We start from the raw sequence: 12335 nt of genomic DNA, 5'->3' as shown, positions 1-12335 counted from the left end.
GAGAGTTTCGGCGGAAATTCCATGCTGATAAATCCCTACGGCGAGATCGTCGCGCGCTTAGGCAAAAAAGAGGCCGTAAAGATTGCTCGAGCGGATTTAGATGAAATTTTAAAATTTCGCGCTAAAATGGATCTTTTAAAAGATATGAAACCTGAAATTTATAAGGAGTTTTGATGAAAACTTTGGTATTTGTGATCGATATGCTAAACGGCTTCGTAAAATTCGGCGCGATGGCCGATCCTAGCATAGCAAAGATCGCTCCTGCGGTGATTAGGCAGATTGAGGCGGCGAAAAACGTGCATTTCATCTGCGACGCTCACGCCGAGCGGGATTTGGAGATGAAGCGCTACCCGATCCACTGTCTAGTTGGCTCGCCCGAAGCGGAGGTGATCGAGGAACTTGCGCCCTACGTAAGCGAGCAAAACGTCACTTTTAAGCGTAGCACGAATGGCTTTCATAATTTGGATAAGAAAATTCTGGGCGGCTTCGATCGCTTTGTGATTACGGGCTGTTGCACCGACATCTGCGTGATGCAGTTTGCGCTTAGCCTGCGCACCTATCTCAACGAAACGGGAGAGGATAAGGACGTCATCGTTCCGCGAGGTGCGGTAGCTACATACGATGCGCCGAACCATGAGCGCGGCTACTATGACGAATGCACGCTAAGCTTAATGCAAAATGCGGGGATTTTGGTGATTTAAGCTGCGCTTGATTCAAATAGAATTTTAAGCAAAATTTTGTAGCGTATAAATTTTTAAAATTTAGAGCCGCTCTTAAAATTTTGAAATTTTTTGAGCGGTAGAATTTTCAAATTTTGTGTTACTCGTAGAATTTTAAGACTCTAACCCTTTACGGATTTTAGCTTTGTTTTACCGCGACTGCTTTTGCGACGAAAAATCCCACTACTCCAGAAATTATCGAGCCTAAAAATACCGCGAGCTTGTCTGTGTAATGATACATATCGCTGCCGCCATATGCGAGGCCATCGACAAAAAGTGCCATCGTAAAGCCGATACCACAGATAATTGCTACTGCGTAAAGCTGCGGCCAGCCTGCGTTTTCGGGCATGTAGGCGATTTTGGCTTTGATTAAGATCCAGCTGAAGGCAAAAATTCCGATCTGTTTACCGAAAAATAGCCCTAGCATTATACCCATCGGCACCGGACCGAAAAGGAAGCTAGGACTGATACCCGCTAGCGAAACGCCTGCGTTTGTAAAGGCAAAGATTGGCAGGATGAAGAAATTTACGGGGTAGGCTAGTCCGTGCTCCATATCCTTTAGCATAGAGCCCGAGCGGGTCTTAAGCGGGATACAAAAACCCGCAAGCACTCCTGCGATGGTCGCGTGGATACCGGAGTTTAGTACCATCACCCACAGCACCACGGCCACGATGATAAACGGAAGCTTTTTATCGACACCAAGTCTGCTCATCGCTAGCATTATTGCGACACAGGCAGCTGCGCCGCCTAGATAGATTGCGTTTATGGTAGAGGAATAAAACAAAGCGATGATTAAAATTGCACACAGATCGTCCATTATCGCAAGCGTCAAAACGAAAATTTTAAGGCTAGCTGGGATTTTTTTGCCTAAAAGTGCCATCACGCCCACGGCAAAGGCTATATCTGTCGCCGTAGGGATCGCCCAGCCCTTCATCGCGACGGCATCGCCCCAGTTGATGATCGAAAATATGATCGCAGGCATCATTACTCCGCCCAGAGCCGCGAAGCTAGGAAGTAAAATTTGAGAGAAATGGCGCAACTGCCCTTCGATCTTTTCGCGCTTGAGCTCAAGTCCGATGGCAAAGAAAAATATTGCCATAAGCACGTCGTTTACCAAAAAATGCATCGATTCGTCGAGCTTTGCAGAACCCACGCCTATGGTAAATCTCAAATGCAAAAACGCTTCGTAATATTTCGATAAAAATTCTACATTTTGAGCTACGATCGCAAAAACCGCGGATAGAAGTAATATAACGCCGGCGCTACTTTCGCTTGATAAAATTTTCTTAATGATATGTTGCACATGTTTCCTTTAAAATTTTGCCTTAATTTTATGCAAATTTTAATTAAATTTTTATCAAAACGGGCTAGTTGCTCGGTAAATTCGGCATTATTAGCATTGCATAAAGTATTATAAACATTATGATCGTAGGGCCTTCGTTGATCGCACGGAAGTATTTTCCGCTCCTGTGACACTCGTTTTTTTCAAATTTATACATATAATAATACAGCCACAAATGATAACAGATTAGCAAAACCCCGGCTAGTAATTTTATATGAAAATATCCCATTTTCATAAGCCCCGGATTTAAAACGATAAGCATCACGCCGCTAAAAACCGTCACTGCCATCGCTATCCAGCCGATCGCGTGATAGAGCATCCGCTCCATCTTTTTAACGACCTTTACGAAATCCGGCTTGTCTAAATTTTCAGCGTGATAAACATACAGACGCGGCATGTAAAACAGCATCGCCATCCATGAAATAAAGCCCGCAAAATGGACAAATTTAAACCAATAGTAACTCATTTTTTCTCCTTAATCTCTCATTAAAATTTCTTTTCGCGTCTCGAATTCTTCTTTAGAAATCGCGCCTTTTTGATACAGCTCAAAGAGCGCATCGACTTTTTTTAGACGTCCTTCGTAGTCGTCCTCCTCCGTCTCACTTGCAAAAGCATTTAAATCTTCCACCCAAATTCCTACGAAAAATATGTCTAGCAAAATCCAAATTCCCTAAATCGCCCAAAACAAAAAGCCCACCAAAAACCATAGTGTAAAGCTCCCTAGCCAAAATAGCGCGATTTGAGCAAATCCGCTGATAAATTTGCCGCAATAAATTCTATGCAGTCCGCCGCCGATCGGCATAGCTGCGATCCACGAAAACGCACCTAAAAACCAAAGCGCGTAAGCGATGTAATTATTTCTCTTCATTTTTCTCCTTTTTTGCGGTGCGTAAGCCCTGAAAAATAAAAATCACGACGGCTAGATCTATCATCACGTCGGCGAAATTAAACACTGCAAACTCAAACCATTTATGCCACGCGACGTAATCCACGACGCCGCCGCGAATGAAGCGATCGAGCAGGTTCGAGCAGCCTCCAGCAAGCATCAGCGCAAACGGCATCCAGTGCTCGCAAAAGAGCTTTTTATGACAAAATACATACGCTGCAAGCGCTGAGATCAGCGCAATCTGGATAAATTTTAAATTTTCGCCCAAAAACGCAAACATCGAAAACGCAACGCCGCGGTTAAGCGTAAGCTCTAGCGAAAAAAACTCCCCTTGCCACGAAAAGCCGTTTAAAAACAGAAGTTTGATCGTTTGATCGATCGCAAAGATCACCGCGAAAAGCAAGATAAATTTAATACAGGTTTTAGCCATCTTGCAATCCAAATTTAAATATGTAAAGCCTGCATTTTTTGTCCGCGCCTTTTGTACCGAGCCATGAGCTTGTCGCGCCGTAAAATTTCACCGCAACGCTACTCATTTAGGGCTTTGGTAAAAAATTTCTCGACCTCGTCCATTCGCTTTTGAAGCAGTTTTTCGTTTTTGCCCTCGATTAAGAGGCGGATAACGTTTTCGGTGCCGGAGTAGCGAAAGAGCGAGCGGATCTTGTCCGCTTTGAGGCTTGCTTCAAGCTCCTTTAGCCCTTTTAATTTTTCAAGCGGCTTTTTATCCGAAATTTTTAAATTCTTTAAAATTTGCGGATAGGGCTTAATCATCCCCGAAAATTCGCTTGCCTTCTTTTTCATATCCAGCATGCAGGCGGCGAATTGCAGCGCGCTTGCGATGCCGTCGCCCGTTTTGGCGTAATCGCCAAAGATCACGTGCCCGCTCTGCTCGCCGCCAAAATTTGCGCCTAGTTCGTGCATCGTCTCAAGTACAAATTTATCGCCTACATTGCAGCGATGAAGCGCGATGTCGTGTTTAGCTAAAAAATCCTCCAGCGCAGAATTACTCATCACTGTGGCTACCATTTTATTGCCTGCTAAGCGATTTTTTCCTTTCAAATAGACTGCTAAAATTCCAAGTAGCGCGTCGCCGTGGATGATCTCGCCGTTTTCGTCCACGACTACGAGCCTATCGGCATCCCCGTCGAAGGCAAAGCCGACATCGGCGCGTAATCTTTTGACCTCCGAGGCTAAATTTTGCGGGCTTAGCGCGCCGCAAGCATCATTAATATTTTTGCCGTTAGGCTCGTCGCCGATGACGATCGTTTCGGCCCCCAGCTCATTAAATACGGTAGGCGCGACCCTGTAGCTTGCTCCGTTTGCGCAATCAAGCACGACGCGAAGCCCGTGCAGCGTCTTTTGCTTCGGGAAGGAATTTTTAATATGCACGATGTATCTGCCGATGACGTCGTCCACGCGCTTTGCAGCGCCTATTTGCATCATTTTGGTGCGCGCCTCAGAGATGAGCTCGTCGCTGAAATAAATTTTTTCGATCTGCGCTTCCTCTTTTTCGTCGAGTTTAAAGCCTTCGCTGTTGAAAAATTTAATACCGTTGTCGTAGTATGGATTGTGGCTCGCGCTTATCATGATGCCTGCGTCGCAGCGCATATCCTCGGTGAGAAATGCGATTGCGGGAGTAGGCATCGGTCCGATCTGGCGGACGTTATAGCCTACCGAGGTAAGGCCCGTAACGATCGCTGTTTCTATCATATAGCCGCTTCTGCGGGTATCTTTGCCGACTAAAATCATATTCGTAACGGAATTTTTCCTAAAGTAAATCCCCGCCGCCATCGCTACGCGCATCGCAAGCTCGGCGGTCAGAAATTCCCCTGCCTTGCCGCGTACGCCGTCCGTTCCGAAAAGTTTCATTATCAAATCCTTGTATAAAAATCGGCAAATTCTACCAGAAAAAGTTTAATCTACATGAATTTAAACTATATTTAAATTTTACTTAAATTAAGCGTCGATTAAATATTTTTTACGTATAATCGCAGGTTCAAATTTAACTGAAAAGGAACATTATGGCAAATCACAAATCCGCCGAAAAACGCGCGAGACAAACCATAAAAAGAACGGAGCGAAATAGGTTTTATCGCACCAGAGTAAAAAATATCACAAAAGCCGTAAGAGAGGCGGTCGAGAGCAAGGATCTAGACGCAGCGACTCAGGCTCTAAAAACGGCTAATGAAAGCTTTCACAGCTTCGTAAGCAGGGGCTTTTTGAAAAAACAGACCGCGAGCAGAAAAGTAAGCCGCCTAGCCAAACTCGTAAATTCTTTAAAAACCGCCGCGTAAGAGCTCCTTACGCATAAAATTTAAATGCTAGCCGATAAACTAAAGCCTTTTTTGGATCGCTACGACGAGCTTTCGCGCATGCTTAGCGATCCCGCAGTTACTGCAGATATCGCTAATATGACGGCGCTATCTAAGGAGCAGCGCAATATCGAGCCGATCAAAGAGGCGGCTAGCGAGTATCTTAAAATTTTAAATCAGATCGAAGAAAACAAAGCCTTGCTAAGCGATGCCGATCTCGGCGAGCTAGCCAAAGAGGAGCTTAAAAACTTAGAGAGCGAAAAACCGCAGCTCGAAGAAAAAATCAAAATTTTACTGCTTCCAAAAGACCCCAACGACGATAAGAATATCTTTTTAGAGATCCGCGCCGGTACGGGCGGCGACGAAGCGGCGCTGTTTGCGGGCGATCTGCTCGGCGCATATCTGCGCTACGCCGATCTTCGCGGTTATAAATGCGAGATCGTAAGTACCAGCGAAGGTAGCGTCGGCGGTTATAAAGAAGCTATCTTACTCGTAAAGGGCACGGGAGCGTATTCGCGGCTGAAATTTGAAGGCGGCACCCACCGCGTGCAGCGCGTCCCAGAAACGGAGAGCCAGGGCAGGGTGCATACCTCCGCGATTACCGTCGCCGTCATGCCCGAGATTGAGGATAGCGAGATACAGATCAATCCGAACGACCTTCGCATCGACGTTATGCGCAGCTCCGGCCACGGCGGGCAGTCCGTAAATACCACCGATAGCGCCGTTCGCATCACTCACATCCCGACCGGTTTAGTCGTCACCAACCAAGACGGCAAGGATCAGCACAAAAACAAAGAGGCGGCGATGAAGGTGCTAAAGGCGCGCCTTTACGATATGCAGGAGCAGGAGCGCTTAGAAAAAGAGCGCAAAGATCGCAAGGATCAGGTGGGTACCGGCGACCGCTCGGGGCGAATTCGTACCTACAACTATCCGCAAAACCGCATCAGCGACCACCGCATAAATTTAACACTTTACCGCCTAGACGCGATCATGGCAGGGGGCTTGTTCGACGAGATTATCGATCCGCTCATCGCACACTCTCAAGCCGAAGCGATCGCAAACGCGGGCTATTAAGCCTTTTAAAATTTAGACCTTGCATCCGCCTGCTTTGCCGAATTTTGCCTCGATTAAAAGCACCAAGATGAAGAAAATTTTTTCGTCGTTAAACTTCGCAAGCTCGCGTAGGCCCTGATCTGCGCTTATGAGCTTGATATCGTTTGATTTCAAAATCACAGCGAGCTCGTCCGCACTAAAGCCCATTTTACCAGCGATCTCTCTGATATTGTAGGACTCGATCGCGCCGATGATGCGATCCATATTACAAAAGCCCGGATTCTTGCGGCTCAACACCACGTCCAAAAACTCGCCCCAGAGCTTTACGATCTTCTTTCGCCTCGTGATTATATGCAAGATCGCGACGCAAAGCAGGCCGAATCCCGCGATCTTATGCAGGCTCATCCACGTCTCGTCATATTCGCCGCGCGCAAAGTAGGCGCCCGAAAAGCCCAAAATGCAAAGCGCGCAGCCTATTAGCACGATGAGCGCAAATTTATAAACAATCCCCGCCTTAAGCATCAAATCTCCTTGCTTTTTTTAAAATTTAGCGACTTCACGCGGAGTGCCTGCAAGCGCTAAGCTGCTGCACCGGTACGCCTCGTCGGTCGCCGCTATCGTATCGCCTCGGCGTTATTGCGCCACCCGCACCGCTGCTTGCCTATACGCTCCGCGGATCGCCATCATCGTATCGCGACGTTTGCACTACTTGCACTGCGCTTTCCCTACATACGCATCCTGTCGATCGCGGTTGCCATATTGCGGCATTTTATGCTGTCGCCGCCGCAATCACGCCGCGCCCTTGTGCTGCCGATCCGCCGCCACGGCAACGTTGTTCGTTTTGATCGTAGCGCCGTTACGATGATGATATACCCGAGCGAAGGTTATGTCATACGGCGCCGAGTAGGTACGTATCGCCGCGTCTCTCATCAGCCGCGGCGTGCCGTCTGCGCCGTCGATGTGTTGCGCGCCATCCGACGCGCTACCGACTTATCGCGACGCTCGCGCATCGCGCCGCCGCCGCCGCCCGCTCATTTAGCACGCCGTTACGCTACCGATCGCGGCTCGGTTTAAAATTTTATCTAGGCGACGTCTCCTCGGCAGATCATCTTGCGTTTAAATTTTACCGACTTAATTTCGCGCAAAATCGCGATCACGCGCCGTCTACCGACCTCCAAGCCGCTCGCCGCGCCGTAGTGCCTGCCCGCCGCCGACTGCGCGCGAGCGCCTAGCCACGCGGGTGCCGATGCCCATATATACGAACACCGAGTGCCTCGGCTAAATTTTATCGCCGCTTAATATAAATGAGTAATTTTAATAAATCTGGATTTAAAAAGATATGAATTTAAAGGCAAAATCCCTGCGGCGTGAAATTTAGACAACCGATTTAAAGCTCTATCGTCCGCTCAAATATGTCCTCAAGCCCCGTTTGATGCACGATCGCTAGCATGCCGAGGCTCGGTAGATCCGCGCGCAGACCCAGTAGCAGCTCGCGCGCTGCGGCCGGATCGAGCGCGGACGTGATCTCGTCCGCGAAAACAAAGCTCGGCTTGTGGTAGCGTATCCGCGCAAAACTAAGCCGCTGCGCCTCCCCGCCGCTTAAAATTTTAACGTAATCGGCGCGCGAGGTTAACATGCGGGCAAATTTCTCAAGCCCTACGCTGCGTAAAATTTCTAAAAATTCCGCATCGTCTGCGCGCGGCGGCTGCGGATAGGAAATGAGCTCTTTTAGGCTAAGCGGCGCCAGATAGGGCTTTTGCGGGATAAACATCACGCCCGTGCGCGGCAGGCTGATCTCACCGCGGCCGTATCTCCAAAGACCCGCTACGTAGCGCAGAGCCGTGCTTTTGCCCGCGCCGCTCTTGCCTCGCAGCATTATAAACTGCGCAGGCGCAAGCTCGAAACGTAGATCCTCGATCAGCGGCTCGCCCGCAGGCGTGAAGACCGACAAGCTCTTGCAACGAGCGGAATTTTCGTCGCTTTGTGTGGCGCAAGCACGCAGATTTGCGCTCTCGTCGTCCATGCGCGAGATGAACTCATAGATCCTCTGCACGCTCGCCGCCCACTCCATGATCTGCTTGTAATAGTCCATAAACCACGCAAATCCGTCCTGCACGCTGTAAAACGCCGAGCGCGCCTGCATCATGTCGCCAAAGCTCATCGCCTGCGACAAATACAGCGGCAAGCAGGCAAAGATCGGGATTAAATTCGTGATTTTTAGGTAGCTTGCCGAAAAGCATTCGAGGCGAAATTCCGTATTCATGATGCTGCGCCAGTTTCTCATGATCTCGCCGAAGCTCGCGCGAAAGCGGCCGCGCTCGGCATCCTCTCCGCGCATAAAGGCTACGGCTTCTGCGTTTTCGCGCACGAGCAACAGATCCGAGCGGTAATCGGCTTCGGCGCGCTGCTTAGCAAAATTTAGCCCCCTAAGCCTGCGCCCGATGAGATGCGTGATCAGCGAGCAAAGCAGCGTATAAAGGAGCGCGACGTAGAGCAAAAAGCCCTCGATCTCAAAGTGCATGCCGAAAATTTCAAATTTCAACACCTTCGAGACCTGCCACAAGATCGCAACGAAGGCGATGAGCTTGGCAAGATTATAGACGAGCGATTTTACGAGATCGACGCTTTTTTGCACGAGCAGCAAGCTGTCCTCGGCGATACGCTGATCGGGGTTGTCTAGCTTTGCGATTGTTTTTGAAATTTCACGATCTACGCGAGTTTTAGATGAAATTCCATTCTCGCTTGCGCCGCTTTGCCCTGCTGCATTTTGCTCCGCCGTGCTCGGTAAAATTTCAAACCCCTTTGCGTCTCTATGTAAAGCTGCGCTGTCCGCCTCGACTGCGGAATACTCTGCGCGCTCGTTTAAATTTTCATCTAAATTTACGTCGCCGGGTTTTTCTAAATTTGATCCGCCTGTGGCGCTGAAATTCCCCTCAAGGCTAGTGCGGTAGAAGTTTGCGTTATATAGCCATTTGCGCTCCATCGTCGCGCTTAGCCGCTCGCGCCAGACGATTACGAGCAGTTTGCGAAGCCAGCTGCCGCAGACGATGAAAAGCACAATGAGCGCCGTGTAGAGCAAAAACTCGCCCACGAGCGCGGGAATGAGCTCGCCTTTAAGCTCGCTTAGCGCGTCGTAAAAGCGCTTATCCCACGCGTTCATCAGCACGCTGATTTTGATGATAGCGAGGCTAAAACCAAGCGCGAGCAGCAGCAGTGCCCACAGCTTCGCCGCGCCCTTGCCGAACCAGTGCGGACGTAGAATTTCAAAAAATTGCTTTAGCGTTTTCAAATTTTCTCTTTAAATTTTAAAATTTAGCGCCGGTTGCAGCGAGATCGCGGAATTAAATTTGATCCCGCAGGCTCGCGAGCGGATTTTATGCTCGCAAGTCTGCGCGTTTAATTCGCTTGGAATTTCGCGAGATTAAATTTATCGCCCTTGCCCGCATCGCCTGCGCTAATCAATCGCTAATCAACCAAATCGCGAGCTAAATTTTAATCCCGCGGCTTCGTTCAAATTTTACCCGCCCGCCATGCGCGGATTGCGATAAATTTAGCTCACGCGCCTTTGCGTGCTCGCTCCGCTCGCAGCTTTGCAAGTACAAAATCCGCGCGAACGAATGCAAAATTTAATCGCGCTCTCGTTATTCGCGCAAAGCCCGTCTGCAGACTTCGGCGCACCGGATTGCTCAAGCTTAATGAGCGCCGATCAACTCATACCTTCATGCAAGCCCCGCTGCGCTCGCGCCGACGCCAACCCGCGCGATCTGAGAGCATAAAGCTTTGCGAATACGACTTACTCGCAAATTTTATGCATCCCGCCCAAAGCAAGGCGCGGGCAGACTTTGAGCAAAACAGCGCCTTAATATTTATAATTAAACGTCAGCATAAAATTCCGCGGCTCGCCGTAGTAGTTGTTTTGCCCCGCTACTCTGTTATTTTGATTGACGAAGTAACGCTTGTCGGTTATGTTTTTTACCGATAAATTTAGGCTAAAATTCTCGTTATATTCATACGCGGCGTTGGCGTCCCATATCATGTAGCCGCCCTGTACGGGGATGTCATTAGCGGGGTAATAAGCGCCCGTTGAGATATTGTGCCTAGTATATTGGTTGTCGGTCTTGCTCTGATATCGAAATCCGGCGCCCAAAGTGATCTTTTGCTGCGCTACGAGCGGAATTTCGTAGCTGCTGTAGAGCTTAAACATACGCTTAGGGATCCAAGGCTTGGCATTGGCACCCTTGCGGTAATCGACGTTGCTTAGCGCCGCAAAACGCCTCTCGTCCTTCATATACTCGCTTTTATTGTAGGTATAGCCTCCGAATACTTTCCACTCATCGGTAATTGCGCCGTTTGCTTCTATGTCAAAGCCTCTGGATCTGACCTTGCCGCTGGCTACCGATCTGCTTAGACCCGTAGCGTCGTAATAATCGTAGTCGGTAACGGCTCTATTTTCCTGCTCGATCTGAAAGAAAGCCACAGTTGTATTTAGCGTGCCGTCGAAAAATTCCGACTTCACGCCCACTTCGGCGTTATAGCCTACGATCGGCTCTAGAATTTTTTCGTTTCTATCCCTAGCGGTTTGAGGTTTATAAATTTCGGCATAGCTCGCATATAGCGAATGATCTCTCGAAAAATCCCACGTAAGCCCCACGTAAGGCGTGATCTTGTGTTTTTTAACGATATCGTCTTCGCTGTGGCGGCCCGTGCGATAGTTATTCGTAGCGCTTTCTCGCTTTAGCCTTGAATATCTACCGCCTACGAGCAGATGCCAATCATCGTTAAAATTATATCTCGTGCCCATCGCAACCATCTGCTGATAAATTTTAGTCGTGTAGTAAAGATTGTAGCAGCGGGTTCCAAGCGCGCATAGCGCGGTCGTATCATTCCAATTAGGCTCGTTGTTTATAAGCCCCTTATTAAAGCTCTCATACGTCAATCCCGCTGCGCCGCCGTAAACGTCTCTATCGCGCTGCGCGAATCTCTCCTTCGACGCAGTAGCGTTTATGAAAAAATCATGGCTCTGTCCGAACAGCTCATAGTTTATATCGCTACCTACTTGAAAGCTTAACTCTTTACTGCCGTTGTCGTATCTGTCATAGCCTATGTATCTGCTCGCAGGATCCCTGCCCACTCCGTGCCAGCCGCCGAATTTCAACAAGCTCTCGCTGTGAGTATAGTTTAGTTTGGCGTAAGCCTTGATATTATCGCTAAATTTATGATTTAGTTCCAAAAACGTATTATATTTTTCATAAACCGACCTGCTCCAATCCGATATAAAGGTCGTTCTTTTGCTTAAATTTAATGCATTGCCGTCCTTGCCCACTACAGGAATGCCGAAAGGATCGTAAACGCTTCTTGTCTTTTGATAGATCACGCCGGCTAAAATTTCGCTAAAATCTCCTAGATCAGCTCCCACCATCGCCGATGCCGCGCCACGCTCGGTGCCTTGTAGATCTCTATAAGAGCCCTCCTTGCCGCTTAAACCAATGAGCCGTCCTCGAACCGAGCCGCTTTCGTTTAAGCCGCTCGTTACGTCCACGCTGCCGCGATAATAATCATAGCTGCCCGCGCTTAGCGATAAATTCGCTCCGAGCTCTTTTTGAGGGCGCTTCCTTACTAAATTTATAGTTCCGCCCGGCTCGCCGTTACTCTGCGTAAGACCCGCGACGCCGCGTAAAACTTCGACGCGGTCGTAAAATGCCAAATCCGTGTGCTCCTTAGACTGCCCGTAAAGCCCCTGCGCCGCAAGCGCAGTAGTGGATTGCATGCCGTCTTCTTGGATATTATCGATGTTAAATCCCCTTGAAATCGGCAAACTCATACCGAATCTGCTAGTAGCGGTAATACCCGGTACGTAATTTAGCGCGTCGTCGACCTTGGTAAGGCTCAAATCCTTTATGAGCTGATCGGGCACGACGGAAACGGTTTGAGGCGTCTGGCGGATGCTTAGATCAAGGCCCGTGGCGGTATTCATATTATCGGTCGTATACATCCCTGTGCCCTCGGTAGTGGACAGATCGGCC

Annotated in this window: 13 protein-coding genes; 3 read left to right on the top strand and 10 right to left on the bottom strand. The window is 48.8% G+C overall.

Annotated elements, in window-relative coordinates; genetic code table 11:
- Window positions 1-173: 173 nt before the first annotated feature.
- Window positions 174-701 (top strand): cysteine hydrolase family protein, encoded by a 528-nt coding sequence (locus Q0256_RS03980; protein WP_297960237.1) that lies wholly within the window; start codon window positions 174-176, stop codon window positions 699-701.
- A gap of 157 nt (window positions 702-858) precedes the next feature.
- On the opposite strand, the gene nhaA is transcribed toward Q0256_RS03980, so the two are convergent.
- The 6 genes from nhaA to glmM all read right to left on the bottom strand — a co-directional run bounded on the left by nhaA (window position 859) and on the right by glmM (window position 4816).
- Window positions 859-2022 (bottom strand): Na+/H+ antiporter NhaA, encoded by a 1164-nt coding sequence (nhaA, locus tag Q0256_RS03975; RefSeq protein ID WP_297960235.1) that lies wholly within the window; start codon window positions 2020-2022, stop codon window positions 859-861.
- Between the two features lie 64 nt (window positions 2023-2086).
- Complete coding sequence (locus Q0256_RS03970) at window positions 2087-2527, bottom strand: CopD family protein (RefSeq protein ID WP_291938887.1); 441 nt, start codon at window positions 2525-2527, stop codon at window positions 2087-2089.
- Between the two features lie 9 nt (window positions 2528-2536).
- Complete coding sequence (locus tag Q0256_RS03965; protein WP_297960233.1) at window positions 2537-2689, bottom strand: SHOCT domain-containing protein; 153 nt, start codon at window positions 2687-2689, stop codon at window positions 2537-2539.
- A gap of 42 nt (window positions 2690-2731) precedes the next feature.
- On the bottom strand, window positions 2732-2929 hold the full coding sequence (locus Q0256_RS03960) for an NINE protein (RefSeq protein ID WP_297960231.1): 198 nt from the start codon (window positions 2927-2929) through the stop codon (window positions 2732-2734).
- A complete protein-coding gene (lspA, locus tag Q0256_RS03955) occupies window positions 2916-3377 on the bottom strand; it encodes a signal peptidase II (protein ID WP_297960229.1) in 462 nt (153 codons plus the stop codon). The genes Q0256_RS03960 and lspA overlap by 14 nt, the downstream gene beginning before the upstream one ends.
- Window positions 3378-3475: 98 nt before the next feature.
- On the bottom strand, window positions 3476-4816 hold the full coding sequence (gene glmM, locus Q0256_RS03950; RefSeq protein ID WP_297960227.1) for a phosphoglucosamine mutase: 1341 nt from the start codon (window positions 4814-4816) through the stop codon (window positions 3476-3478).
- Window positions 4817-4968: 152 nt separating this feature from the next.
- On the opposite strand from glmM, the gene rpsT reads away from it, so the two are divergent.
- Both rpsT and prfA read left to right on the top strand, forming a co-directional pair.
- Window positions 4969-5241 carry a 30S ribosomal protein S20 gene (rpsT, locus tag Q0256_RS03945; protein WP_291938896.1) on the top strand — a complete coding sequence of 91 codons (273 nt, stop codon included), beginning with the start codon at window positions 4969-4971 and terminating at the stop codon, window positions 5239-5241.
- 24 nt (window positions 5242-5265) lie between these two features.
- Window positions 5266-6333, top strand: a complete 1068-nt coding sequence (gene prfA, locus Q0256_RS03940) for a peptide chain release factor 1 (RefSeq protein ID WP_297960226.1) — start codon at window positions 5266-5268, stop codon at window positions 6331-6333.
- A 12-nt stretch (window positions 6334-6345) separates the two neighbouring features.
- Here the strand turns inward: prfA and Q0256_RS03935 are convergent, their stop codons facing one another.
- The 4 genes from Q0256_RS03935 to Q0256_RS03920 form a co-directional block, all read right to left on the bottom strand.
- The gene (locus Q0256_RS03935; protein ID WP_297960224.1) at window positions 6346-6834 is read right to left on the bottom strand and encodes a chemotaxis protein; all 489 of its coding nucleotides are present in this window, start codon (window positions 6832-6834) and stop codon (window positions 6346-6348) included.
- A gap of 267 nt (window positions 6835-7101) precedes the next feature.
- Window positions 7102-7242, bottom strand: a complete 141-nt coding sequence (locus Q0256_RS03930) for a hypothetical protein (RefSeq protein ID WP_297960222.1) — start codon at window positions 7240-7242, stop codon at window positions 7102-7104.
- A gap of 457 nt (window positions 7243-7699) precedes the next feature.
- Entirely contained in the window at window positions 7700-9601 is a 1902-nt protein-coding gene (locus tag Q0256_RS03925) for an ABC transporter ATP-binding protein/permease (protein ID WP_297960220.1), read from the bottom strand.
- A 570-nt stretch (window positions 9602-10171) separates the two neighbouring features.
- A partial coding sequence (locus Q0256_RS03920) for a TonB-dependent siderophore receptor (RefSeq protein ID WP_297960218.1) occupies window positions 10172-12335 on the bottom strand: 2164 nt, incomplete at its 5' end.

It is taken from the genome of uncultured Campylobacter sp. (assembly GCF_937949835.1).
Lineage (GTDB): Bacteria > Campylobacterota > Campylobacteria > Campylobacterales > Campylobacteraceae > Campylobacter_B.
The sequence above is the reverse complement of the archived record's forward strand: the minus strand, read 5'-3'. Positions and strand labels throughout refer to the sequence as shown.